This window comes from Idiomarina sp. X4, from assembly GCF_002808045.1.
Classification (GTDB): Bacteria; Pseudomonadota; Gammaproteobacteria; order Enterobacterales; family Alteromonadaceae; genus Idiomarina.
Genome location: NZ_CP025000.1, coordinates 2,412,861 through 2,438,012, shown reverse-complemented (window position 1 = coordinate 2,438,012; position 25,152 = coordinate 2,412,861). Strand labels below are relative to the sequence as shown.

Here is a 25,152-nt window from a genome sequence, read left to right as displayed (position 1 = left end):
TGTTGCCCTTATCTTCACTCACTGCAATATCCCCTGTTGACGGTCGATATGCGTCAAAAGCTGAAATGCTACGCCCTATTTTTAGTGAATATGGTCTTATCAAATTCCGAGTGACTGTTGAAGTACGCTGGCTACAACTATTAGCGACTGTCGACGGCATTAAAGAAGTTCCGGCTTTAAGTGCTGAAGCCAACAAGTTACTTGATGGTATTGTTGAAAACTTCTCTGTCGAAAACGCAGAACGCATTAAAGAAATTGAAAGAACGACGAACCATGACGTTAAAGCCGTTGAGTACTTTCTGAAAGAGTCCGTTGAACAGAACGATGAGCTCAATAATGTCTCTGAATTTATTCATTTTGCTTGTACTTCAGAAGACATCAACAACCTGTCTCACGGCTTGATGCTGGCAACGGCACGAGACGATGTGCTGGTGCCAATGATGACCCAGCTCCTCAATGACGTAAAAGCCAAAGCCAAAGAGTACCGAGCGGTGCCAATGATGGCTCGTACCCATGGTCAACCGGCAACGCCAACGACTATGGGTAAAGAATTTGCCAACGTAGCCGTTCGGTTAGAACGTCAAATTGAGCAATTTAAAGCGGTTAATATTATGGGCAAAATCAACGGTGCGGTGGGTAACTACAATGCTCACCTTGCCGCTTACCCGAACGTCGACTGGCATGGTATTTCTGAGCGTTTTGTTGAGTCTTTAGGCTTGAACTGGAACGCTTATACCACTCAAATCGAACCGCACGATTACATTGCTGAGTATTTTGACGCCCTGTCACGCTTTAATACTGTACTTATCGATTTTGATCGCGATGTCTGGGGTTACATTGCTCTGAACCACTTCAAACAAAAAACGATTGAAGGCGAAGTCGGCTCTTCAACCATGCCTCACAAAGTTAACCCAATCGACTTTGAAAATTCAGAAGGCAATCTGGGCATTGCCAACAGCATTATGCAGCATTTAGCGCAGAAGCTACCTATCTCACGCTGGCAGCGTGACCTGACTGACTCAACGGTATTGCGCAACTTGGGCGTCGGCTTAGCTTATGCGGTAATTGCTTATCAGGCGACACAAAAAGGTTTGAGCAAATTGGAAGTGAATGACGCTAAACTGGCCGCCGAATTGGATGACAACTGGGAGCTAATGGCAGAGCCAGTGCAAACCGTTATGCGTCGCTACGGTGTTGAGAAGCCTTATGAAAAGCTCAAAGCGTTAACTCGCGGTAAACGCATTACACCAGCCGATCTGAGTGATTTTATTGAGGCGTTAGATATTCCTGACGCCGCCAAAGATGAAATGAAAGCACTGAGCCCGGCAAACTACATTGGTCGCGCCATTCAATTCGTTGACGATTTAGTATGACATTAAATCTCGATATAAAAGATTTTCTGGCGAGTAGCTGGCAAAAAAAGCCTTGTTTAATTAGACAAGGCTTTACTGCATTTTCAGACCTCATTAGCCCGGAAATATTGGCTGGACTTGCTATGGAAGAAGGCGCTGACTCCCGTATTGTGCAAACAAATGCGGATACCGAATCAGGCTGGTTGGTCACTCACGGCCCTTTCGAAGAGTACGACTCGTTCGGCGAAAGCGACTGGACCTTACTGGTCCAGTCCGTGAATGAATGGGTGCCTGAGGTTGGTGAGCTGTTGCAACCGTTTCGCTTTCTGCCAGACTGGCGCCTGGACGACGTCATGGTGAGCTTTTCTTGTGAAAACGGCGGCGTAGGCCCGCATGTTGATCAATACGATGTGTTCATTATTCAGGGGGCTGGCAAACGGCGATGGCGCGTTGGTGAACGTCAGCCGCTTCAACAGTCGCAGCCCACCGAGGGCCTGTGCTTGGTTAGTGAAGATTTTAGCGTTGTTATTGACGAAGAGCTCGAAAGTGGAGATGTACTCTACATTCCCGCCGGCTGCCCACACGACGGTGTGGCACTTGAACCTTCGCTAAACTATTCCGTTGGTTTTCGAGCTCCGTCGCAAGCTGAGCTTCTGTGGCAACTTGGCGACAGCGCTATGGCGAATGATGTTCTGACCAAACGCTACACCGATCCTGACAGCTCCGATATAGCGCCAAGCTATGACATTACAGCCCCACAACTCGAAGCCATGAAGTCATTATTGATAGAGGCTATTCAATCTGATGACGCCAACGACATTATTGCTCGTTTGCTGTCTCAGTCTAAACGTCCATTAGTCGAACCTGAGCTGCCGGTAACCGCCGAGCAAATACCCGCTATGCTGGAGCAAAGCAACGCGTTTATTGAGCGTGCGCCGGGTGCCCGCCTACTTCGATTGGACAATGACAGTTTCTACTTAAACGGTGAAAAGCTCGATGTACCTGAGCCAGCGCAACACGCAGCGATGCAGCTTGCTGAAATGCACGGTAGTTGTGGAGTTTCTGAGCTAAATGAAACCTTTTTAACAGCCGAAAGCCAGACGTTTTTGGCAGACGTTATCAACTTAGGCGGATACTATTTCTTCGTCGAAGAAGCCCCTGAATAATTCTGTAAAGAGAAGTTGATAAACACCTGTTTGAATACGCGTATTTATTGATTTTATTCAGTAGCGAACGGTTGCCCTACGTGGTAATGTTCGCGCAATTTTTTAAGCAATAAGGAATTAGAATTCATGTCTCTATTCGAGCATCCTGAATTTGATAATCACGAGCAAGTTGTATTCTGTCATGACCAGGAATCTGGCTTGAAAGCAATTATTGCTATTCATGACACTACATTAGGCCCAAGCCTTGGCGGTACTCGCCTTTGGAACTATAGCTCATCAGCGGAAGCACTAACTGACGTACTGCGCCTGTCTCGTGGTATGACTTACAAAAGCGCAATGGCTGGCTTGCCGTTGGGCGGTGGTAAAGCCGTTATTATTGGCGACGCTAAGAAAGTTAAGAGCGAAGACCTGTTCCGTGCGTATGGTCGCTTCATTGAGTCGTTAAGTGGTCGTTATATTACCGCAGAAGACGTCAACATCCGTACTGAAGATATCGACATTGTGGCCAAAGAAACCAGCCACGTTGCCGGTACTGCTGACAAAGCCGGTGACCCTTCCCCGCATACAGCTTTGGGTACTTATCTGGGCTTAAAAGCAGCGGCAAAACACCGCTTGGGCAGCGAAGACTTAAAAGGCGTAAAAATTGCTGTGCAAGGTTTAGGCTCGGTCGGTTATGACTTTGCTAAGTACTGTGCAGAAGACGGCGCTGAGCTTATCGTTACCGATATAAATGAAGAGTCTGTTGAGCGTGCAGTTAACGAGTTAGGCGCGAAAGCCGTTGGTTTGGATGAAATATACAGCGTTGATGCTGATATTTACGCACCTTGTGCATTAGGCGCAACCATTAATGATGAAACGCTGAAGCAGCTAAAAGTGAAAATTATTGCGGGCAGCGCTAACAACCAATTAGCAAATCCTAAGCATGATCAGGCAGTCAAAGACATGGGCATTTTGTATGCACCAGACTATGTCATTAATGCTGGCGGTGTTATTCATGTCTGCTCTGAAGCGGCAAACATGAGCTTAGAAGAAACGGATAAGCGTGTTCGCGCTATTCACGACACGCTAGACAAGCTGTTTGCACGAGCTAAAGAAGAAGACCGCCCAACCGGCGTTATTGCTGATGAAATGGCAAGAGAGATCATCGCCAAAGGTAAGCAGTAAAACCTATAAAAAAGCCTGGTGATTAAACCAGGCTTTGTAAGATAACTTCAAGCGGGTGTTTCACCCGCTTTTTTTCTACCCGCTTAACTTGCGAGCGGCAGGAGAACCCCGTTACCAAAATTCCTGAACTACCGTAACGTTGAACCGCGTCGTGCCAACCCATGTGATACAACCCCATACTGTCATCCAGGTTTTTAACCTCATGACCAAAAGTACCGGCCATACCGCAACAACCGACATTAACAATATCCAGAGTAAGGCCCAGCTTAGCGAACAGCGTTTGCCATTGTTTCGCTGATTCAGGAACGAAGCTTTGTTCAGTGCAGTGCAGCAGCAGACCATAGTGACTTGATCGCTTTTGATCGTGGGTCTCAAAGTCTACAGACATAAGCCATTCAATCACGGTGCTGACATTGACTGATGGTAATTCGCCATTACAGGCCTTTCGATATTCATCCCTAAAAATCAGTGCTGTCGACGAATCGGGGCCAATTAAAGGAATACCCGCCTCTGAAAGCGGTTGTAACTGTTCAGTGACCTTGCGCGCGGTTTCATCAAAGTCTTTTAAAAAGCCTTTCACATGTTGCGCTTTACCATGCCCTGCAAAAGGCAGTAGTACTGGTCTATAACCCAATTTCGATACCAAGTGACCCAAAGCTAAAACAAACTCAGCTTCGTAAAAACTGGTAAATGGATCCTGAACAATAACAACAGTCTTGCTTATTTCCGTTTCACTTAACGCCAGAATATCGCCAGTATCTAAAATATCGAAGCCGCTTTGGCTCCACCCCGTTAGTAAATCCGGCGTCGAGAAGCTCGGCGTATCAACATAACCCACAATATGTTTAAGCACCCAGCGAGAAACGGGGTTATTAATCAGCACATTACTGGCTGTTGGGTAGCGGCTGGCTATGCGTCCGGTTTTCTCGACGTTCTTGACCAGGTAGTCTTTTAATGGACGGAAATAGCGGCTGTAGTAATGTTCATAAAAACGCGCCCGAAACGTCGGCACATCGACCTTGACCGGACACTGATTGGTACACGCCTTACAGGCTAAGCACTTATCCATGGAGTCTTTCACTTCATGGTTAAAGTCATCCGATGTCTTAAGTTGACGTGAAAGCTTCTCAAAAAAGTGGCTTTGCTTAGGGGATTGCGCTGCATCGTAGCCTTCTTTCTGAGTCAGTCGTAACCATTCACGCACGAGACCCGCCCGACCTTTCGGGGAATATCGTCTATCGCGAGTGACTTTATAAGACGGACACATAGCCGACGACGTGTCATAGTTAAAACACAAGCCGTTACCGTTACAATCCATTGCGTTTTGGTAGCTCTCGCGCGTAGCTACGGGTATTTGCCGGTCATAGTAGCCACGTTTTATTGCGTCGACAGAAACCAGATCTGCTTCCGTATTTAGTGGTGTACAGATCTTACCGGGGTTCAACTGGTTGCAAGCATCAAAGCTGGCTTTTATTTTTTGTAGCTCTTTGTAGAGATCGTCACCGAAGAACTTAGGGGCATACTCCGAGCGGTAACCTTTGCCATGCTCTCCCCACATCAAACCGCCATACTTTTGCGTCAGCTTAGCGACTTCATCACTGACCTCTCGCAGTAAGCTTTCGTCTGCAGGTTCGGTTAAATCAAGCGCAGGTCGAACATGCAAAACACCAGCGTCGGCGTGACCGAACATGCCGTAATCTAAGCCCTTGCTGTCTAGCAGAGCCCTGAATTCATTAATGAAAGACGCCAGTTTTTCAGGTGGTACGGCCGTGTCTTCTGCAAAAGCAACGGGTTTGCGTCGCCCTTTTGTTGCTCCCAACAAGCCGACTGACTTTTTGCGCATTGCGTAAATCAGTTGTATGCTCGGCAAGTCATCACAAATTTGATAGCCAATAACGCCCTGGTTATCTTTACTCTTAATGAGTTTGTCCAGGCGCTGACAAAGCATATTGACCTTAGTATCTATGTCATCTTGGTCAAGTCCAGTAAACTCGACCATATTAATGCCGTCCATGCGCTTGCCTTCAACATCTTCAAGCAAGTGCGAGACCGACTTCCAAATAATGTCTTCCCGAGCAAGGTTCAACACTTTACTGTCAACGGTTTCAACCGACGTTGCGTTTGCTTCCACCAGGAATGGCGCATTTTCTAAGGCAGCCTGGAAATTAGAGTACTTAACGTTAACCAGCACACGATGCTTAGGAATCGGCGTAATATTTAGACGCGCTTCGCTGACAAATCCAAGTGTTCCTTCAGAGCCGGCAATGATACGTGATACATCAATAAGCTGCTCTTTCGGGTTGTAGGCGTGTTTTAAATCGTAACCGGTAAGGAAACGATTCAACGGCGGGAATTTATCCGTTATTAACTGCTCTTCGCCAACACAAGTGTCTATGACCTGCCTATAGATTCTGGCTACGCGGTCACTCCCTTGTGCAATGCTTTCTGCTTGCTCAAGTGATACCGGTCCGCTGTCCAGAACTTTTCCGTCCAATAACACGGTTTTCAGTTCCAGGATATGATCGCTGGTTTTGCCGTACACCAAAGAGCCCTGACCAGACGCATCGGTGTTAATCATGCCACCCAACGTTGCTCGGTTACTGGTCGACAAATCAGGTGAGAAAAAATAACCGTGTGGCCGCAACGCATCGTTTAACTGATCTTTCACGACCCCTGATTGCACCCTAACCCAACCTTCTTCAGCATTCACTTCCAGCACTTTGTTCATGTGTCGGCTCATATCGACGACAATGCCGGACGTTAATGACTGGCCATTAGTACCAGTACCACCGCCTCGTGGGGAAAATTGAATATCAGAAAACGCATCTTGTCCGGCGAACTTCATCACCAGAGCAAGATCTGATTGCTTTTTAGGGTGTAAAACGGCTTGTGGGAGTTGTTGGTAAACACTATTGTCGGTAGCGGCAATTAGCCGCCCCGAGTAGCTCACATCAATTTCGCCGGAGAAACCAGAGCCTTTTAATGCTTTTAAAAAGCTCTGGTAATTGTCCGGTAACGCACTTTCCGCTGAAACATTCGGTAATGCGGTCATACTTATAGGTGTTCCGACAGGTACATCCAGGTTTCAATAACGGTGTCAGGATTCAGCGACACAGAGTCAATGCCCTGCTCAACCAACCAAGCGGCAAAATCCGGATGATCCGATGGTCCCTGGCCACAAATACCAACGTATTTACCACGCTTCTTAGCCGTTTGAATTGCCATTGCCAGCAACTTCTTAACGGCTTCATTACGCTCATCAAATAAGTGTGCAATAACACCCGAATCGCGGTCAAGCCCTAAGGTTAGCTGAGTTAAGTCGTTAGAACCAATAGAGAAACCGTCAAAGATATCGAGGAACTCATCGGCTAACAGGGCATTCGACGGCAACTCGCACATCATAATGACGCGCAGCCCATTTTCGCCTTGTTTTAAACCCTGCTCTTCCAGAAGCTCGATAACTTTCCGGCCTTCTTCTAAAGTACGCACGAACGGAATCATAATTTCGACGTTCGTGAGCCCCATGTCATTACGAACCCGTTTAATGGCTTCACACTCTAACGCAAAGCAGTCACGGAATTCTTCTGAGATATAGCGTGAAGCGCCACGGAAGCCGAGCATAGGGTTCTCTTCACCCGGCTCATATTGACTACCACCAATAAGGTTCGCGTATTCGTTTGACTTAAAGTCAGACATGCGAACAATGACTCGCTCTGGTGAGAAAGCCGCGCCCAGTGTCGCAATACCTTCAGCCAAACGCGCAACGTAATACTCACGAGGGCTGCTATAACCCGCCATCATTTGATCGATAGTCGCTTTTAAGTCATCACTTTGTGCATCGTAATTTAATAGCGCTTTCGGGTGCACGCCTATCATGCGGTTAATAATGAACTCTAAGCGTGCCAGGCCAATACCAGCATGAGGCAAGCCAGCAAAATCAAACGCGCGATCCGGGTTACCTACGTTCATCATAATTTTCAGCGGCAACGGCGGCATCGCATCAATGCGAGACTCGGTGACATCGAAATCAAGTTGTCCTTGATAGATATATCCAGTATCGCCCTCAGCGCAAGAAACAGTCACTTCCTGGCCATTAGCAATATGGTCAGTGGCATCACCACAACCGACAACCGCAGGAATGCCCAGTTCACGTGCGATAATAGCAGCGTGGCAAGTCCGGCCACCTCGGTTAGTCACAATGGCAGCGGCGCGCTTCATAATAGGTTCCCAGTCAGGATCCGTCATGTCTGTTACCAGCACATCGCCCGGCTGCACTTTATCCATTTCACTAATGTCATTAAGAACACGCGCAACACCTCGGCCAATACGCTGACCGATAGCACGTCCCTGGCATACTACGTCACTTTTACTTTTCAGAGCGAAGCGCTCTATAGCCTGACCTTTCTGGTTTGACTGCACCGTTTCAGGACGTGCCTGAACAATATAGAGCTTGCCATCAACACCATCCTTCGCCCATTCAATATCCATTGGACGACCGTAGTGCTTCTCAATAATTAGTGCTTGTTTCGCTAGTGCTTCTACTTCGTCGTCAGTAATTGAGAACGTGCGGCTTTTCTCTACGTCGATGTCTTCAATTAATGTCTGCTTACCGTGCGCGCGGTCTTCTGAGAAAATCATCTGGATTTTCTTACTGCCCAACGTGCGTCGTAATACCGACGGACGCCCTGCTTCTAACGTTGGTTTATGAACGTAAAATTCATCCGGGTTGACAGCGCCTTGCACGACCATTTCACCCAGTCCAAAAGACGAGGTAATGAAGACAACATCTTCGAAACCTGACTCAGTATCGATACTGAACATAACGCCTGACGATGAAATATCGCTGCGCACCATTCGTTGAATGCCAGCCGATAACGCAACGCCGCGGTGATCGTAGCCTTGGTGAACCCGATAAGAAATAGCTCGGTCATTAAATAAAGAGGCGAAAACATGCTTGATTGCCTCCATCACATTGTCTAAACCACGAACGTTCAGGAAAGTTTCCTGTTGCCCGGCAAATGATGCATCCGGCATATCTTCGGCCGTTGCGGAACTGCGCACAGCGAAACTGAACTCGTCGTTGTTTTCACTAAGCGTTTCAAACGCAGATTTAATGGCCTGTTCGAATTCAGGCTGGAATGGCGTGTCGATTATCCACTGACGAATTTTTTGACCAGCTTGCGTCAGTGCTTGAACATCATCGACATCGAGGCTGTCGAGCAAATCGTGAATGCGATCGTTAAGACCACTTTGCTCCAAAAACTGGTTATAAGCTTCGGCTGTGGTCGCAAAACCTCCGGGAACTTCTACTCCAGCACCGGATAAGTTGCTAATCATTTCACCCAGAGAGGCGTTTTTGCCCCCCACACGATTAACGTCCTGCATTCCCAGATCTTGGTACCACACTACGTATTCTTGCACGTCACAGTCCTCAATTAATTTTTTAGGCATGGAAGTGCCGGGTATTTTACACTTTATAGCTCAACAAGTTAATATCGCTGTATTAATCCTTTGTAAAAGAGACTTACCGTGCGCTACGCCTTTTATATTTCTGACGGCACGGCACTGACCGCTGAGGCCTTTGGTCATGCCCTGCTCTCAATGTTTCCTGTAAAATTCGAGCATAAAACGCTGCCCTTTATTGATACACAAAAAAAAGCAGAAAATGTCTGTAAAACCATTCAAAAGGCAAAAGAAGAGAGTGGCGAGCCGCCGCTGATATTCCATACCTTCGTTAATGAAACGCTAAAGTCAAAAATAACGAATTGCGGGGGCGTTTGCTATGACTTCCTCGATCACTTTGTGACACCGGTAGAGAAAGAGCTCAACGTTAAAGCGGAGCCGAAAACGCATCGGACTCACGGTGTTCATAAAAATTATAACTTCCGTATTGATGCAATTAACTACGCCCTTGATAACGACGACGGTAAGCGCCTTAACCAGCTTGATAAGGCAGATCTTATTTTGGTAGGCGTTTCAAGAACGGGTAAAACGCCGACCAGCCTATATTTGGCCATGCAATACGGTATTAAGGTAGCCAACTATCCGCTTACCGACGACGATGATTTTGAACGTTTGCAGTTACCCAAAGAACTTAAAATGCACAGGCATAAGATTTTTGGTCTCACGCTCAGTTCTCAGCGCCTGCATGAAATACGCAGTCAACGCAGAGAAGGCAGCCGTTATGCGTCGTTAGCACAGTGTCGTTTTGAGTTGGCTGAAGTCGAAAAACTGTATCGCCGCGAAGCGATACCTTTTATCAATTCAACCCATTATTCAGTGGAAGAAATTGCCGCGAAGATTCTTGCGAAGACCAACTTAGAACGGCACCGCTATTAGTGCCGTTCTGTTATTAACGCTTATTTTGCGTTAGTACTTTCAAAGATTTTGTCTGCAGAAGCCGCAACAAAACCTGTGTAAAGTTCACCTGGCTCAATCTCGTACCGCTTTGCGAACTCATAAAAACAGCTTGGAATACTGACCGTTTTGTCTGAGAACTCAACGTCATGACGGTCAGCCATTGTTGATGACTGCTCTAGATAAACCTCTGGCGAGCCTTTAATTTCGCCACCTGAACTATTGAGTGTAAAGCCATTGTCTTTCAGCTTCTGGTTTACCTGCTCTAATGATTCGTAGCCCGGCAACTGATTAACACTCACCGTAAAGTGGTTAGCGCAGTAACCGAACGCCGACATCCATGCAGCGTATTCACTTTCTTCCAGCAGCGCCAGGTAATCTTCATGGCTAACTTTCCAATGGGTGCCTGAGTACAGAAAGTCAGACTTTTTCGTATCGGCTTCCGATACTTGCGCCACCATTTCTTTGACTTTGGCTTGCAACTCGTCAGAAAACTCGCTTGTCATTAATTCGCTGATGAACACTTTAGGCAGCTCAGGGTCATCATGCTCAAAGTGTTTCGCACGAAGCTTTTTAGCCTCGAAATGGTAATCGCCGCCTTCTTTGTAACCTAAGTCCAGAAAGTGCTGAGCCAGAACTTCTAAGCCAACCGGAGCAATATCGAATGTTCTGAAGGCAACGTGATCATTAATGATCGGATGCCCTTCACCCAGTATTTTGTGAACTTTTTCTGCCGACGGCGTGCGAGATAAGTAATCTTGCCACAAATTCTCAAATAACTGCTCTACCTGCTGTGACATACAACGGTTGTCCTCTTATACGTTCAATGAAATAGAAAATTAGCCTTCGCCATTGCGCGCTGCTTTAAGCGACTCGGCCACTAGAAACGCCAATTCTAACACTTGATCGGCATTAAGTCGTGGATCGCACTGTGTACGGTAACGACTCGACAGATCTTCTTCGCTGATTTTATAAGCTCCACCTGTACATTCTGTAACGTCTTCCCCGGTCATTTCTAAATGGATGCCGCCAGGATATGTACCTTCTGACTGGTGAATGGCGAAAAACTGTCTCAACTCTTTATGAATGGCGTCGAAAGAACGTGTTTTCAAGCCATTATCCGCTTTTATAGTGTTGCCGTGCATTGGATCGCTGGACCAAATAACGTTGCGACCTTCTTCTTTTACTCGACGTACCAGACGTGGCATATTTTCAGCCAGATTATCTGCTCCCATACGCGTAATAAGCGTTAATCGCCCGGCTTCGTTATCCGGATTAAGGGCATCGATTAAACGAATAAGCTCGTCTTCAGGCATTTTCGGCCCGACTTTTACGCCTATCGGGTTATTGATGCCGCGCATAAATTCGACATGCGCATGGTCTAACTGCCGCGTACGCTCCCCTATCCAAACCATATGGGCAGAACAGTCGTAAGGTAAGCCGGTTAGTGTATCTGTACGAGTTAACGCTTGCTCATATGGCAACAACAAGGCCTCATGAGAGGTAAACAGCGAAGTTTCGTGGATGGTCGCATTATTATCTGCATTGATGCCCAATACTTCCATAAAACGCAGCGCTGACTGAATTTCTTCCGCGATTTGCTGATAGCGTTCTTTCAACGGGTTTGATGCAATGAAGCTTAAGTTCCACTTATGAACCTTATGTAAGTTTGCCAAACCACCCTGTGCAAACGCCCGCAACAAATTCAACGTCGCCGCCGAATGATGATACGCCTTAAGCATACGCTCAGGATCCGGCTCTCGAGAACTCTCTGTAAACTCAGAGCCATTAATAATATCCCCGCGATAACTTGGAAGGTTAACACCGTCAACAGACTCAAAGTCACTGGAGCGTGGCTTAGCATACTGCCCCGCCATTCGCGCTACTTTGGTCACCGGACACGAACCCGCAAAGGTCATTACAATGGCCATTTGCAGAATAACTTTAAAAGTGTCTCTTATTTTTGGGGCATTAAAATCGCTAAACGACTCAGCGCAGTCACCGCCTTGGAGCAGAAAACCGTTTCCCTGACAGACATCGCTTAGTTGATTTCTCAGCGCACGGATTTCTTCCGCGAACACCAACGGCGGGAACTGGCTTAGTTGCCTCTCGACATCATGCAGCTGTTGTTCGTTTTGGTAGCTGGGTTGTTGTTGAATTGGCTTATCGCGCCAGCTGCGCGCACTCCACTGTGCCATAAAGTTAACTTCCGACTTTTTCACTGTATAAGATGTACGAATGTACGGTGTCCGCCATTGAAAAGCAACGACTAACGCCGTTGCTCAAGTGCATGAATGCGCTCTTCCAAAGGCGGATGACTCATAAAGAGTTTACCAATCGTCGAGCGTTTTCCCTTAATGCCGAAAGCTAACATGGTACCGTCCAGTTCTGATTCGCGGCCTTGTTGCAAACGACGCAACGCCGCAATCATCTTCTGTTTACCCGCGATATCAGCTGAGCCAGCGTCTGCTCGGAACTCGCGCTGACGGGAGAACCACATCACTATCACGCTGGCGAGAATGCCAAAAACAACTTCCAGCAACATGACCAAACCGAAATACGCGAGTCCGCCACGTTGGTTATCACCGCGTGCAATAGCGCTGGCGATGATCCGCGCAAAGAACATCACAAAGGTATTCACCACGCCCTGAACTAACGTCAGCGTTACCATATCGCCGTTAGCAATGTGACTGACTTCGTGCGCCAGCACCGCTTCGACTTCATCTGCGTTCATGCTTTGTAACAGCCCGGTGCTGACCGCAACCAGTGAATGGTTTTTGCTGCGTCCGGTGGCAAAAGCATTTGGCGACGGTGACTGATATACAGCAACCTGAGGCATCGGTATGCCGGCTTTTTGCGCCTGCTGCTGAACCGTTCTTAACAGCCATTCTTCAGACTGATTCTGTGGACGCTCGATAACCCGTGCTCCAGTTGAACGAATGGCCATCCAGCGGGAAATCCATAGTGAAACAAAAGCACCACCAAAACCAAACAGCGCACAGAAAATTAATAACCCTGCAGAGCCACGGGCATCTATACCCGTTGCCGCAATAACGATATTAAAAACAACACTAACAACCAATAAAACGGCAATGTTAGTGGCTAAAAATAGCAGGATCCTTTTCATCCTAGTCTCCGTTAAGAATGTCTACGCTAACTGATATGTAGGCGCCTCACATTAAGTTCAATGCACCAGTGAAAATTTACCGGCGAAATTTTGGCTTTGCCAGTCAGGCATATAAGGCAGTGTGGCAATTGGCTCTGATTTCAGAACCCGGATTAATGTTTTAAGGTTTTCTTCTTGTCTGGGCATTGGCGTTTCGCCGGTCTGTACGGCAACCCAGCCTGCCAGTTCACAGCCCGATGCTCGAATTGACAGAGCGCTAAGTAACGCATGATTTAAGCAGCCCAGCTTTAAACCAACCGTGAGAATAACTTTGGCGGACAGTTGCTCAACCAACTCTGGCATAAAGAAGGTGTTCGATAACGGTAACTGCCAGCCACCGGCACCTTCTATCACCAAAACATCAGCACCAGTTTGGCGAATCTCATCAACGGTCTTTTGAAGCCTATTGATGGTGATTTCAACGCCCTTTTCGGCAGCAGCAATATGAGGCGCTATGGCTGGCTCAAAAGTGTAAGGGTTTACCTGTTCATAAGGTTGTTTAATATTCGCAACATTCATTAATGCTAAAGCATCTGAATTTTTTAATTGCCCATCGTGCATTTCGCAGCCAGAAGCAACAGGCTTCATAACAGCCACGTTGCGACCACTGCTTACCAAGTATTGCACAAAGCCACAGGCAGCCACTGTTTTACCAGCGTCAGTATCGGTACCTGTTATAAAATAAGTGTCCATATTAACTATTAATCAACCCTACTTAACTAAAACGATGTTAATAATCTGCCATTCCAGTGGTAACCCCTGGCTTTGTCGAAAGATTTCATAGCTCTTTTCCAGGTTTTGAAGCTTTGATCTCGTCGTCAAACCAGACGAGCTTTCCCGTTTTACTAAGCTTGCACCAACACCTTTAATACTGCCTAACAGTTCTCTCAAATTATTAAAATATTGGGTATAGCTGTAGTCATGAAAACCGGCACTTGACCAAGCGTGTTTCTTAACCGCAGAGACAACATCGGTTAATAGCGGAAACTGGTTAATATGGGGGCGACTATCGACTCTCGCCCAGCTTTCCTGCAACGACGAGAAGGTACCGGGTAACAGCGTATTAACCGTCGCAACACCACCGGGCTTAAGAATACGGTAGACCTCGTTAAACGCACAACTCAAGTCATCAACCCACTGCAATGATAAATTCGCAAATGCCCAATCGGTACTTGCACTGGCTAATGGCAACTCAGTCCAGTGTCCATGCGCCCAATTCAAGCCCGGGTATAAACGACGTGCTTGTACCAGCATGGCTGGGGAGATATCAATGCCGATATAATGCTGGCAGCGGCTTAGCAGTGTAGCGGTCTCAGCTGCGGGACCACAACCAATATCAACCAGTGTTCCCGTACTTTGAGGAATAGCGGGCTTGGCGCAAGCCAAGAGATCGTGCGCCGCTCTCCTTTGAATTTCATCGTGTTGAGTATAACTGATAGCGGCACGATCAAAGTGCTGCGCCACAGCTTTATCAAAATTTAGCGGTTTCATACTGCCCTATTAGATTCCAGTAGCTCATCAACCACATGCCAGAATTGACTGATGTGCGCTGACTGCATATTACTGTTCAGGCTAAAGCGAATTCTTGGTAAATGCTTAGGCACAGTGGGATAAACAATCGCTCGGCACAAATACCCCAGGCTCGTCAGCTCTCTAGCAATGCGTCGAGCTGTCTCTTCACTTTCAAAAAGCCAGGTTTGAATAGGCGTTGAAGACTTTATATACGCTAAGCCACGACGAGACATTTCCAGCTGAAACTGTTGCGCTAGCTGTGCTAAATGCTCTCGCTTCTCTCGCCCTTCATTACTGCGAATAACCGTTAGTGCGGCGCTGGCAGCGGCAGCTTGTGCGGGAGGCATGGCTGTTGAATAGATGTATTCCCGACAAAACTGAATTAACGCTTCAATAGTGTCGTTATCAGCACAGACAAACGCCCCACCAACGCCGAGTGCTTTGCCAAAGGTCCCAGTCATGACGTCGATCACGTTCAAGTTATCCGCCAGAGCGCCTTTCCCCTCTTGACCTAAAACACCAATGCCGTGCGCGTCGTCGACCATGAATGTGGCGTCAGGCTGTTGGTTTTTCAGCTCGGTTAATTGCGCAATACCGCCGTCGTCCCCGTCCATACTGAAAACCCCTTCGGTGACAATCCAGTCTTCGGGTTGCAGCATGCCAGCAATGGTTAACGGCTGACTGTGAGCATAGCGCTTAAAGTGCTGGCGACTTTGCTTGATACCGTCAATTAGAGACGCATGAACAAGCTTATCTGCGTATATTTTACCGCTTTCATCTGTCAGGGTATTTAATACACCTGTGTTTGCCGCAAAACCGGAGGAGAACAAAAGCGCAGCGGGCTTTTCCAGCCACTCACACAGCTCAGATTCAAGTCGCTGGTGCTCTCGACAATAACCACTTAATAACGGCGACCCTGTACTGCCAACTCCCCATTGATTCGCTGCATCGGTAAAGCGCTTAACAACCCCTTCATGCTGACTTAAACCGAGGTAATCGTTTTTAGAAAAGTCGACAACGACACTGGCTTCTTTTGCGGCACGACAACGACGTCGACGCATTTGTGTCGACGCTCTGCGTTGCTTCAACTTCTCCTTAAGGGAGTCACGCATTGTTCGATCGCTTAGGAGGCGTCGTAGAAACGAACTGGTTGCTCTTGCTCTGCAATGGCGTCTTCAATGACAGCGGTATGCACTTCGTCATCATAGCCATCGGCTTGCTCCGGTGTTATACCTAAACGCTCAAATAAACGGAGGTCAGCGTCGGCTTCCGGATTTGCCGTTGTCAGTAGCTTTTCACCATAAAATATCGAGTTAGCCCCGGCCAAAAAGCACAGCGCCTGCATCTCATCATTCATATCTTCGCGGCCAGCCGATAAGCGCACATGCGATTGCGGCATGAGAATACGTGCTACGGCCACTGTACGCACAAACTCAAAGTTATCTAAGTCTTCGAGTTTAGCAAATGGCGTCCCTTCAACTTTCACCAACATATTAATCGGCACACTTTCCGGGTGCTTCGGTAAGTTAGCAAGCTGTACCAACAATGACGCCCTGTCTTTTATGCTCTCGCCCATACCGACGATACCACCGGCACAAACTTTCATACCCGCATCGCGAACATTAGCCAGCGTATCAATGCGATCCTGATAGGTGCGAGTGGTAATAATGTCACCATAGAACTCAGGCGAGGTATCGAGGTTATGGTTGTAGTAATCAAGCCCGGCCTGTTGCAGCAATTTCGCCTGTTCAGCAGACAGCATCCCCAGCGTCATGCAGCTCTCCAGCCCCAGCTCTTTAACACCTTTGATCATTTCCATAATGTAAGGCATGTCACGGTCTTTCGGGTTACGCCAGGCTGCGCCCATACAAAAACGGCTCGCTCCCTTGTCTTTGGCCGCTTGCGCCTCTTGCAATACTTTCTCAACGGCCATGAGGCGCTCTCGATCAAGCCCGGTGTGATAATGTGCACTTTGCGGACAGTATTTGCAGTCTTCCGGGCACGCGCCGGTTTTAATCGACAGAAGCGTACTGACCTGTACTTCATTCGGGCTAAAGTGTTCTCTGTGAACACTCTGGGCTTTAAACATTAGATCATTAAACGGCAATTGTAGAAGTTGTTGAACCTCGTCAACGGTCCAGTCGTTTCGGATGGCTGGCATAATAGAATCTCGTGTTTTGAACAGTTAATGTCGCATAGAATATGCGTTATCATTGCCCTGTCAATTTACACAAGAATACAAACTTTACAACTGGGTATTTTATGACCTCATCAAGTCGTTTGAATAACGAAGAATTTGATCGCCAACATTTGTGGCACCCTTATACGTCCATGAGCAACCCCTTGCCTTCCTATGAAGTAAGCTCTGCGAAAGGCGCCACCATCACGTTAAAAAACGGGGAGCAACTCATAGATGGAATGTCTTCCTGGTGGGCGGTCATTCACGGTTATCGTCACCCGAGACTGGATAAGGCTGCGCACCAGCAGATTGATACCGTCAGCCACGTCATGTTCGGCGGCCTTACTCACGAACCAGCGATAAAACTGGGTCGACAGCTCGTCGACATGTTGCCAAAACCGCTGGAAAAAGTATTCATTGCTGACTCTGGCTCTATTAGCGTTGAAGTCGCCATAAAAATGGCGTTGCAGTACTGGTTGGCTCAATCACGCCCTGAAAAGTCCAAGCTGTTAACCATAAAAGGTGGTTATCATGGCGACACTTTTAAAGCCATGTCAGTGTGTGATCCGGAAAATGGCATGCACAGCTTTTTTAATAAAGCCATTGCCACCCAGATTTTTGCTGACGCTCCGGAATTAACACCCGCCGAAGAATGGGATGAAACCTCAGGTCAGCAGTTGACACTATGGTTTGAACAATTCCATAAAGAAGTAGCCGCCGTCATACTCGAACCAATTGTGCAAGGCGCCGGTGGTATGCGGTTTTATCACCCCAATTACCTGAAACTCATTCGTGCTCTTTGCGATAAATACGATGTACTGCTCATTGCCGATGAAATTGCTACCGGGTTTGGTCGTACCGGAAAGTTGTTCGCTTGCGAACATGCGGGGATCACCCCTGACATTATCTGTTTGGGTAAAGCGCTAACGGGTGGCTATATGACCCTGGCCGCAACCGTAACCACTGAAAAGGTAGCGAATACTATTGGACAAGGTCCGGCCGGTGGTGCACTAATGCACGGACCAACCTTTATGGGAAATCCATTGGCTTGCGCCGTCGCCTCAGAATCGCTCGCTATTATCAATGAAGGGAATTGGCAACAACAGGTAAAAACAATAGAAGCACAGTTGAAGGAACAACTGCTTCCGTTAAATAAGTTAAGTTCAGTACGTGATGCCAGAGTCTTTGGCGCTATTGGCGTTTTGGAAATGGAACAAACCATTGACGTTGCTGAAGCACAGCGCTTATTCATTAAGCGTGGTGTCTGGATACGCCCGTTCGGTAGACTGCTTTACATCATGCCGCCTTACATTATTAGCAAACAGGAATTGTCAGCTTTGTGCTCCGCTATGGCGGAATACGCAAGAAGCGTTCAGAAGCCGAAGAAGTAAAGCGACAAACCGCCCAGGCAGCTTAAAACGAGTATTACCAGATTTACCCAAATATGCTGTTTATGTTGCCTGAAGAGCACAAAGTTGAGTGCCAGGCTTATTAGGCTAATGACCAAACCAATACACAGCGTGATCACAAACAGGTCACCCAGTGTTATATGCCAGTAATCCCGGACCGGAATACCGAAGATTTGCGTCAGTATGGTGTTACGCTCTGGCTTGGCGTAGTTAAAAACGATGGTGGCAATGACAAATATGACCCAGCCAAAAATGCATAATAAGCCAAGTACCCTTGACCAAAAGGGTACTTTTTTTAAGTCGTCTATAGAGCCCCTTTTCATAATTTTTCTCTCTGTTGACGGGGTTATACTTGAGTCTGCGCCAATCCGAGGTAACATAGCAACCTTTGATTCGCAAAATAGTGTAAATTTCGGAGAATAGAAACCCATGTCGTATGCTTCTGTAGTGGATATTCTGGAAGGCAAAATCCCGGTCGACGAAACGGTAACGGTTCGCGGTTGGGTACGTACTCGCCGTGACTCCAAAGCGGGTATTTCTTTTATTAATGTACATGACGGTTCTTGCTTTGAAGCAGTTCAAGCCGTTGTACCTGCTGAACTTCCAAACTACAGTAATGAAGTGCAAAAGCTGACAACCGGTTGTTCTGTTGCTATTACCGGCGTCGTGGTTCCATCTCAAGGCCAGGGGCAGTCGTTTGAGCTGCAAGCCACTAAAGTGCATGTGTACGGCTGGGTTGAAGATCCTGACACTTACCCTATGGCGCCCAAACGCCATAGCATGGAATATTTACGCGAGTACGCTCATTTACGCCCGAGAACCAACATTACCGGCGCGGTTATGCGTGTTCGTAACACGTTATCTCAGGCGATTCACCGTTTCTTTCACGAAAACGGTTATTTGTGGGTTAGCACCCCTATTATTACCACTTCTGACTGTGAAGGTGCCGGAGAAATGTTCCGTGTGTCGACACTTGACCTGCTCAATGTGCCTAAAACGGACAAAGGTGATGTTGATTTTTCACAGGACTTTTTTGGTAAAGAAGCCTTTTTGACGGTATCCGGTCAGTTAAACGTTGAGTCTTATGCATGCTCACTGTCAAAGGTTTACACCTTCGGTCCGACTTTCCGCGCCGAAAACTCGAACACCAGCCGTCACTTATCTGAGTTTTGGATGGTAGAGCCTGAACTTGCCTTTGCATCACTCGATGATGTCGCTGACTTAGCGGAAGACATGCTGAAATATGTGTTCAAAGCGGTCCTTCAGGAGCGTCCGGACGACATGGAGTTTTTCGCTAAACGCATTAACTCAGAAGCCGTTAGCCGTTTAGAAGCGATTGTGAACAGTAACTTTGTGCACATGGATTACACCGACGCTATTGAGATCTTGAAAAGCTGCGGAAAGAAATTTGAATACCCGGTTGAATGGGGTGTTGATTTACAATCTGAGCACGAACGGTATCTTGCAGAAGAGCACGTTGGCGCCCCGATTATTCTGAAAAACTATCCACGTGATATTAAAGCCTTCTATATGCGTCAAAACGAAGACGGCAAAACTGTGGCGGCAATGGACGTGCTGGCGCCTGGTATCGGAGAGATCATTGGCGGCTCTGCTCGTGAAGAGCGTTTAGATATTCTTGATAAACGTATCGAAGAGATGAACCTGCCAATGGAAGAATACGAGTTCTACCGTGACTTACGTCGTTATGGCACAGTTCCTCATGCCGGGTTTGGCTTAGGTTTTGAACGTTTGGTGGCTTACGTTACCGGTGTACAAAACATTCGTGACGTTATTCCATTCCCACGCGCACCAAAAAGTGCTGAGTTTTAACTCAGCACTTTGTCTTTTGCTGACACAAAATACGGTTCAGCGTCCTTTTCTGGTTTTATTGGCGTAGGTACGGCAGGCGTACCTACGTATAAAAAGCCGACAATAGCGTCTTCTTCAGCTAAACCCAGCTGCTCTTTTACATAGTCGTCTTCCGCAGTCCAGCCAGTACGCCAAATTGCCCCAAGCCCCTGCGCAAAAGCCGCTTGCTGCATGCCATGAGCAGCACAGGCAACGGTACATAGCTGCTCTTCACGCGGTACTTTCGGATGCTCTTGATACCTTAGACAGGCCGCTATCACTAGAGGGGCACGGAACGGTAACTGCCCCGCTTGCTCAACAATAGTGTCAGAAAAATCATTGATACGCGCTGCCTGCTGATAGATGTCCGCCAGAATGCCGCGGTCTTTTCCGAGAAATTGTATAAACTCGTATGGCGCTAATGACATGTGATCGGGTGCTCTGACCGCTGCCTTTTTTATTAGCTCTAATTGTTCGACATTGGGCCCAGGCTCTATCAGACGTGGCATTGAAGAACGCGTTGTTAATAATTCTACTGCATCCATATATCAACCTTTCTCATTATGTAACGGTTCGTTACATTCTCTGGCTAGCTTGCATAGGTCACTTTCGATATGCTTAAGACATTTCTTAAATAACAATGAGTGTTAGCTATGCGTTCAGTGAGCTCAATCTTTAAATATATTTGGCGAATAATCAACGGTACCCGAAAGGTTATTATTAATTTGGTCTTCTTTATTGTTCTGGCTATCTTTCTGGCCAGCATGATAAGCGGTGATGATCCTATTGAAGTGCCTGAGAACGGTATTATGGTGCTTAACCCGCACGGCATTCTTGTTGAAGAAGAAACTTGGGTCGACCCTATTGATAAATTCTTCTCGGAAGCATTCGGCGGCGGCGACGAAGTGCCAGAAGTGTTGGTTGCCGATATTGTTGAAAGTATTGAAATGGCTCAAAACGATGATCGTATAGGCGCCCTTTATTTGGATCTGCAGGATCTTTACCCCAGCGGCATTAATAAACTCAATGCCGTTACAGAGGCGCTGGAAGAGTTCAGAACCTCAGGCAAACCAATTATCAGTAATGCTGATTACTATGGGCAACACCAATACTATATTGCGGCACACGCCGACCAACTGTACCTAAACCCAATGGGCGGCGTTGTTTTTGAAGGACTCGACTACACTCAGGTTTACTTTAAAGAATTGCTCGAAAAGCTAAAAGTGAAGCCGCACGTGTTTAAAGTCGGTAAATTTAAAGCGGCCGTAGAACCTTTCATTCGCAATGACATGTCAGACGAAGCTCGTGAAGCTAATGAAACGCTGTATAACGAGCTATGGGAAGAATTTCGTGGCAGTGTTACCGCAACACGCAATATTAATCCGCGTCTTACCAGCGGTAAAATCGACGACTATATGGCAGCTTTTAACGAAGCTGATGGTGATATGGCCCGTATGGCGTTAGATAACAACTTAGTCGATGCATTGAAAACACGTACTGAAGTTCGTAACGAGCTCATTAACCTGGCTGGTTTAGATGAAGAAAAAGAGACCTTCAAACACATTACTTTTGATAACTATCTGACCGCACAAAAGCCGCCGATGCCAGCACCAAAAGTGAAAGATAAACCAAAAGTAAGCGTTGTTGTGGCACGCGGACAAATAGTGGATGGTTCACAAAAAGCCGGTATGATTGGTGGCGACAGCACCGCTAAGCTGATTCGCGATGCACGCACCGATGAAAATACCAAAGCGATTGTACTTCGCATTGATAGTCCAGGCGGCAGTGCGTTTGCCTCTGAGATTATTCGTCAGGAGTTGTTGCAGGCAAAAGAAGACGGTATACCTGTGGTGGCATCAATGAGCTCCGTAGCAGCGTCAGGCGGTTACTGGATTGCTGCCGATGCAGACAAGATCATAGCCTCCCCTACGACCATTACCGGCTCTATCGGTGTATTTGGGCTATTGATGAACCTAGAGGACAGCCTGGCAGCGATTGGTATCCATAGCGACTCTGTCAGCACCACAGAAATTGAGTCGATAAACCCGCTGGAAGAAATGACTGATTACCAGCAAACAATGATTCAGAAGTCCGTTGAAAACACTTACGACAACTTCTTAAGCCTGGTCGCCAATGCTCGTAATATGAGTAAAGACGACGTTCACGAGATTGCACAAGGACGTATCTGGACGGGACGTCAAGCAATGAAACGTGGCTTGGTTGATACTCTAGGTGACTATGACGACGCCATTAAACTGGCCGCTGAGTTAGCTGCTATTGAAGACTACGATGTGAATATTGTTAAGCAAAAGCTGTCTCCGCAAGAGCAATTTTTGGCTGACTTATTCAGCAATAGTGCTGCGAGCGACCTGTTACCTAAAGTAAGCCGTGATAACAGCAGTGATTGGTTATTGAAGTTATTCAGTGACGTACAGTCTGAAACAGCAGTACTGAGAAACTTCAACGATCCGAAAAACATTTACTCTTACTGTGCACTGTGTCCACAACCGCGTTAGAATAATCGACATTCGTTCTTAAGAATGTCGACAGGAGACGCAAGTGCCTCGTAAAAAGATATATGTCGCTTATACTGGCGGAACCATAGGTATGAAAAAATCGGAACAGGGATACGTTCCGGTCGCGGGGCACTTAAGTGATTGTGTACAGAAAATGCCGGAATTTTTCAGGGAAGAAATGCCGGAATTTGTTATCCATGAATACTGTCCTTTAATGGACTCGTCAAATATGACCCCGGCAGATTGGGTCACCATAGCTCGCGATATTGAAAACAACTACACCGAATATGATGGCTTTGTGATTTTGCATGGTACTGACACCATGGCTTACACCGCCTCTGCACTGTCGTTCATGCTACAAAACCTAGCTAAACCGGTCATCGTTACTGGCTCTCAAATTCCTTTAGCCGCACTGCGCTCAGACGGTCAAACTAACTTACTGAATGCGCTATATGTTGCGGCTAACTACCCTATTCCCGAAGTTGGCTTGTTCTTCAACAACACACTGTTCCGTGGCAACCGGTCGACTAAGTCTGATGCTAACGGCTTTAATGCGTTTTCGTCCCCTAATTTCCCTTCACTGCTGGAAGCGGGTATACAAATTCGTCTTAATGCAGGTCAGTTAACCGAAACACAAGAGCCCCCGCGAAAACTTAATGTTGTAGAAATGACTCCTCAGCCTATTGGTGTCGTGATGCTTTACCCCGGTATTTCACCAGACATTATCGACAATCAGTTAAAACAACCAGTAAAAGCGCTTATTTTACAAAGTTATGGTGTCGGCAATGCGCCGCAAAACGATGCTCTACTTTCTGTATTAAAGCGCGGTATTGATAACGGTATTACCATTTTAAACTGCACCCAATGCTTTAAGGGCCGGGTCGACATGGATGGTTATGCGACGGGTAATGCATTGGCTAAGCTCGGCTTAGTATCCGGCTCTGATATGACCATTGAAGCAGCATTGACCAAGTTGCATTATCTGCTCTCGCAAGACATTTCTCATAGCGAGATTCAAAAACTGTTACAGAAGAATTTACGCGGCGAATTAACTCCGCCATAATCGAGCACTGACTTTAATCAATAATAATAACAATATCATGGCTAAAAATACGTCTCCGGCTTTTGCCTCGCGATTAGGCTTTATTCTCGCTGCTGCCGGCTCCGCTGTTGGAGTAGGCAATATTTGGGGCTTTCCAACGCAGGCAGCCAGTAATGGTGGCGGTGCGTTCTTGTTGGTTTACCTCGTTATGATCGCGATTCTTGCTTACCCTATGCTTGTGGCAGAAGTCACCATCGGTCGTATTCGACAGAACAACCCGATTGAAGCGCTAAGAAATCTGTCTGACAAAGCTTTTTTCCGGGGAACCGGTGCTATCGCCGGCGTTGTTGGTCTTGTCGTGCTAAGTTTAATTTTAAGCTTTTATGCGATTGTTTCGGGTTGGCTGATCTCATACATGATATCGCCATTACTTATCTTTGTCGGGTTGCCCTCGACTGCAGCCTGGTTTGTCGAGTTTTCGGAAGCTCGCAACATGGCCACCATGATATTTTTCATGCTGCTGACCGTCTATGTTGTGCGCTCAGGCGTGAATAATGGCATTGAGCGCTGGTCACGTCGGCTCATGCCGATGTTGTTTGTTTTGCTTATTGGCATGTCAGCGTACATTTTGACCCAAGACGGGGCTATCGATGGCCTCAAAATGTATTTAGTTCCAGACTTCTCTCAAATTAGCGACCCACAACTCATTATACGCGCCATGGGTCAGGCCTTTTTCTCGTTGTCATTGGGCGTATGTGTCATGATGACCTACGGCGCTTATCTATCAAACAAAGAAAATATTCCTAAAACGGCTGCCTGGGTGGCAGGTATCGATACCAGCGTAGCGTTTTTAGCGGGGCTTTTAATTCTACCGGCTATGTTCGTGGCTCAGTCCAATGGCGTTCAAATATACGCCGATGACGGTACCTTACTTTCAGCGGACACACTCGTATTCACTGTATTGCCAGCCATGTTTGATACCCTTGGTACTGCTGGTTTATTTGTATCCTTTGGCTTTTTCTTACTCATGGTTATTGCCGCTATTACGTCGTCTATTTCAATGCTGGAAGCGCCGGTTAATGCATTACGTGAAGAAGCCCGCTGCGACAGAAGTTCCGGCGTATGGATAGTAACACTGGTGGTTACGGCGATTTCTACTACGATTATCTATAATTTCGAGTCGCTTTTTGGTGCCGTTGTCACCTTTAGCACAGTTTATATGCAGCCAATAATGGCTCTTGTTTTTGCTGTTATGCTGACCTGGGTTTTACGTCAAAACCACCTATTGAAAGCCTTGAAACAAGGCTCTCCGGATATTGATAAAAGTCTATTCTGGAAAGTTTGGCCCTGGTACGTAAAGTTTGTTTGCCCAGTCCTTATTCTCCTGATTATTTGGCAAGGCTAATAGCTAACTGGGCGGTGCTTCTTAATTGCACCGCCC

At 47.0% G+C, this 25,152-nt stretch carries 20 protein-coding genes; 9 read left to right on the top strand and 11 right to left on the bottom strand.

Annotated features, from left to right (window positions below):
• Nucleotides 1-2: 2 nt before the first annotated feature.
• From purB to CWC33_RS11765, 3 genes are all read left to right on the top strand, one after another.
• Nucleotides 3-1,373: an adenylosuccinate lyase gene (gene purB / locus CWC33_RS11775; protein ID WP_100692336.1), complete on the top strand. Its 1,371-nt coding sequence runs from the start codon at nucleotides 3-5 to the stop codon at nucleotides 1,371-1,373.
• A complete protein-coding gene (locus tag CWC33_RS11770; RefSeq protein ID WP_100692092.1) occupies nucleotides 1,370-2,518 on the top strand; it encodes a cupin domain-containing protein in 1,149 nt (382 codons plus the stop codon). The genes purB and CWC33_RS11770 overlap by 4 nt, the downstream gene beginning before the upstream one ends.
• A gap of 126 nt (nucleotides 2,519-2,644) precedes the next feature.
• A complete protein-coding gene (locus CWC33_RS11765) occupies nucleotides 2,645-3,682 on the top strand; it encodes a Glu/Leu/Phe/Val dehydrogenase dimerization domain-containing protein (protein ID WP_088768152.1) in 1,038 nt (345 codons plus the stop codon).
• 22 nt (nucleotides 3,683-3,704) lie between these two features.
• Here the strand turns inward: CWC33_RS11765 and ydiJ are convergent, their stop codons facing one another.
• Both ydiJ and ppsA read right to left on the bottom strand, forming a co-directional pair.
• Entirely contained in the window at nucleotides 3,705-6,734 is a 3,030-nt protein-coding gene (gene ydiJ / locus CWC33_RS11760) for a D-2-hydroxyglutarate dehydrogenase YdiJ (protein ID WP_100692091.1), read from the bottom strand.
• A gap of 2 nt (nucleotides 6,735-6,736) precedes the next feature.
• Nucleotides 6,737-9,103, bottom strand: a complete 2,367-nt coding sequence (gene ppsA, locus CWC33_RS11755) for a phosphoenolpyruvate synthase (protein WP_100692335.1) — start codon at nucleotides 9,101-9,103, stop codon at nucleotides 6,737-6,739.
• A gap of 108 nt (nucleotides 9,104-9,211) precedes the next feature.
• Between ppsA and ppsR the strand changes: the two genes are divergently transcribed.
• Nucleotides 9,212-10,021 carry a posphoenolpyruvate synthetase regulatory kinase/phosphorylase PpsR gene (ppsR, locus tag CWC33_RS11750; RefSeq protein WP_088768150.1) on the top strand — a complete coding sequence of 270 codons (810 nt, stop codon included), beginning with the start codon at nucleotides 9,212-9,214 and terminating at the stop codon, nucleotides 10,019-10,021.
• Between the two features lie 20 nt (nucleotides 10,022-10,041).
• Here the strand turns inward: ppsR and CWC33_RS11745 are convergent, their stop codons facing one another.
• From CWC33_RS11745 to bioB, 7 genes are all read right to left on the bottom strand, one after another.
• Nucleotides 10,042-10,839, bottom strand: coding sequence for a DUF1338 domain-containing protein (locus tag CWC33_RS11745; protein WP_100692090.1), 798 nt, complete (start codon nucleotides 10,837-10,839; stop codon nucleotides 10,042-10,044).
• A gap of 39 nt (nucleotides 10,840-10,878) precedes the next feature.
• Nucleotides 10,879-12,237 (bottom strand): class II 3-deoxy-7-phosphoheptulonate synthase, encoded by a 1,359-nt coding sequence (locus CWC33_RS11740; RefSeq protein WP_100692089.1) that lies wholly within the window; start codon nucleotides 12,235-12,237, stop codon nucleotides 10,879-10,881.
• 71 nt (nucleotides 12,238-12,308) lie between these two features.
• Nucleotides 12,309-13,166 carry a protease HtpX gene (gene htpX, locus CWC33_RS11735; protein WP_100692088.1) on the bottom strand — a complete coding sequence of 286 codons (858 nt, stop codon included), beginning with the start codon at nucleotides 13,164-13,166 and terminating at the stop codon, nucleotides 12,309-12,311.
• Nucleotides 13,167-13,223: 57 nt separating this feature from the next.
• Nucleotides 13,224-13,898, bottom strand: a complete 675-nt coding sequence (gene bioD, locus CWC33_RS11730; RefSeq protein ID WP_100692087.1) for a dethiobiotin synthase — start codon at nucleotides 13,896-13,898, stop codon at nucleotides 13,224-13,226.
• An 18-nt stretch (nucleotides 13,899-13,916) separates the two neighbouring features.
• Nucleotides 13,917-14,696 (bottom strand): methyltransferase domain-containing protein, encoded by a 780-nt coding sequence (locus CWC33_RS11725; RefSeq protein WP_100692086.1) that lies wholly within the window; start codon nucleotides 14,694-14,696, stop codon nucleotides 13,917-13,919.
• Nucleotides 14,693-15,829 carry an aminotransferase class I/II-fold pyridoxal phosphate-dependent enzyme gene (locus CWC33_RS11720; protein WP_100692085.1) on the bottom strand — a complete coding sequence of 379 codons (1,137 nt, stop codon included), beginning with the start codon at nucleotides 15,827-15,829 and terminating at the stop codon, nucleotides 14,693-14,695. Before CWC33_RS11720 ends, CWC33_RS11725 begins: the two co-directional genes overlap by 4 nt.
• An 11-nt stretch (nucleotides 15,830-15,840) precedes the next feature.
• Nucleotides 15,841-16,878, bottom strand: coding sequence for a biotin synthase BioB (gene bioB, locus CWC33_RS11715; protein ID WP_100692084.1), 1,038 nt, complete (start codon nucleotides 16,876-16,878; stop codon nucleotides 15,841-15,843).
• 101 nt (nucleotides 16,879-16,979) lie between these two features.
• Here bioB and bioA point away from each other — a divergent pair, with 101 nt between their 5' ends.
• Nucleotides 16,980-18,287, top strand: a complete 1,308-nt coding sequence (gene bioA, locus CWC33_RS11710; protein ID WP_100692083.1) for an adenosylmethionine--8-amino-7-oxononanoate transaminase — start codon at nucleotides 16,980-16,982, stop codon at nucleotides 18,285-18,287.
• On the opposite strand, the gene CWC33_RS11705 is transcribed toward bioA, so the two are convergent.
• Entirely contained in the window at nucleotides 18,269-18,628 is a 360-nt protein-coding gene (locus tag CWC33_RS11705; protein WP_100692334.1) for a hypothetical protein, read from the bottom strand. The genes bioA and CWC33_RS11705 overlap by 19 nt on opposite strands.
• A 106-nt stretch (nucleotides 18,629-18,734) precedes the next feature.
• Between CWC33_RS11705 and asnS the strand changes: the two genes are divergently transcribed.
• Entirely contained in the window at nucleotides 18,735-20,135 is a 1,401-nt protein-coding gene (gene asnS, locus CWC33_RS11700) for an asparagine--tRNA ligase (RefSeq protein WP_100692082.1), read from the top strand.
• Here asnS and CWC33_RS11695 read toward each other — a convergent pair.
• Nucleotides 20,132-20,698 carry a nitroreductase family protein gene (locus CWC33_RS11695; RefSeq protein WP_100692081.1) on the bottom strand — a complete coding sequence of 189 codons (567 nt, stop codon included), beginning with the start codon at nucleotides 20,696-20,698 and terminating at the stop codon, nucleotides 20,132-20,134. The genes asnS and CWC33_RS11695 overlap by 4 nt on opposite strands.
• 108 nt (nucleotides 20,699-20,806) lie before the next feature.
• On the opposite strand from CWC33_RS11695, the gene sppA reads away from it, so the two are divergent.
• From sppA to CWC33_RS11680, 3 genes are read left to right on the top strand one after another with little or no spacing between them, the layout of a single operon-like run.
• A complete protein-coding gene (gene sppA, locus CWC33_RS11690; protein WP_232709803.1) occupies nucleotides 20,807-22,669 on the top strand; it encodes a signal peptide peptidase SppA in 1,863 nt (620 codons plus the stop codon).
• Between the two features lie 43 nt (nucleotides 22,670-22,712).
• A complete protein-coding gene (ansA, locus tag CWC33_RS11685) occupies nucleotides 22,713-23,732 on the top strand; it encodes an asparaginase (RefSeq protein ID WP_100692080.1) in 1,020 nt (339 codons plus the stop codon).
• A 37-nt stretch (nucleotides 23,733-23,769) separates the two neighbouring features.
• Nucleotides 23,770-25,116 carry a sodium-dependent transporter gene (locus tag CWC33_RS11680; protein ID WP_100692079.1) on the top strand — a complete coding sequence of 449 codons (1,347 nt, stop codon included), beginning with the start codon at nucleotides 23,770-23,772 and terminating at the stop codon, nucleotides 25,114-25,116.
• The last annotated feature ends 36 nt before the right edge of the window (nucleotides 25,117-25,152 follow it).

What these genes read in the sequence shown, in the direction of transcription:
- CWC33_RS11770 (WP_100692092.1), top strand. Translation starts at nt 1,370, where the DNA reads ATGACATTAAATCTCGATATAAAAGATTTTCTGGCGAGTAGCTGGCAA.
- CWC33_RS11765 (WP_088768152.1), top strand. Translation starts at nt 2,645, where the DNA reads ATGTCTCTATTCGAGCATCCTGAATTTGATAATCACGAGCAAGTTGTA.
- ydiJ (WP_100692091.1), bottom strand. Translation starts at nt 6,734, where the DNA reads ATGACCGCATTACCGAATGTTTCAGCGGAAAGTGCGTTACCGGACAAT.
- CWC33_RS11745 (WP_100692090.1), bottom strand. Translation starts at nt 10,839, where the DNA reads ATGTCACAGCAGGTAGAGCAGTTATTTGAGAATTTGTGGCAAGATTAC.
- CWC33_RS11740 (WP_100692089.1), bottom strand. Translation starts at nt 12,237, where the DNA reads ATGGCACAGTGGAGTGCGCGCAGCTGGCGCGATAAGCCAATTCAACAA.
- htpX (WP_100692088.1), bottom strand. Translation starts at nt 13,166, where the DNA reads ATGAAAAGGATCCTGCTATTTTTAGCCACTAACATTGCCGTTTTATTG.
- bioD (WP_100692087.1), bottom strand. Translation starts at nt 13,898, where the DNA reads ATGGACACTTATTTTATAACAGGTACCGATACTGACGCTGGTAAAACA.
- CWC33_RS11725 (WP_100692086.1), bottom strand. Translation starts at nt 14,696, where the DNA reads ATGAAACCGCTAAATTTTGATAAAGCTGTGGCGCAGCACTTTGATCGT.
- CWC33_RS11720 (WP_100692085.1), bottom strand. Translation starts at nt 15,829, where the DNA reads ATGCGTGACTCCCTTAAGGAGAAGTTGAAGCAACGCAGAGCGTCGACA.
- bioB (WP_100692084.1), bottom strand. Translation starts at nt 16,878, where the DNA reads ATGCCAGCCATCCGAAACGACTGGACCGTTGACGAGGTTCAACAACTT.
- bioA (WP_100692083.1), top strand. Translation starts at nt 16,980, where the DNA reads ATGACCTCATCAAGTCGTTTGAATAACGAAGAATTTGATCGCCAACAT.
- CWC33_RS11705 (WP_100692334.1), bottom strand. Translation starts at nt 18,628, where the DNA reads ATGAAAAGGGGCTCTATAGACGACTTAAAAAAAGTACCCTTTTGGTCA.
- asnS (WP_100692082.1), top strand. Translation starts at nt 18,735, where the DNA reads ATGTCGTATGCTTCTGTAGTGGATATTCTGGAAGGCAAAATCCCGGTC.
- CWC33_RS11695 (WP_100692081.1), bottom strand. Translation starts at nt 20,698, where the DNA reads ATGGATGCAGTAGAATTATTAACAACGCGTTCTTCAATGCCACGTCTG.
- sppA (WP_232709803.1), top strand. Translation starts at nt 20,807, where the DNA reads ATGCGTTCAGTGAGCTCAATCTTTAAATATATTTGGCGAATAATCAAC.
- CWC33_RS11680 (WP_100692079.1), top strand. Translation starts at nt 23,770, where the DNA reads ATGGCTAAAAATACGTCTCCGGCTTTTGCCTCGCGATTAGGCTTTATT.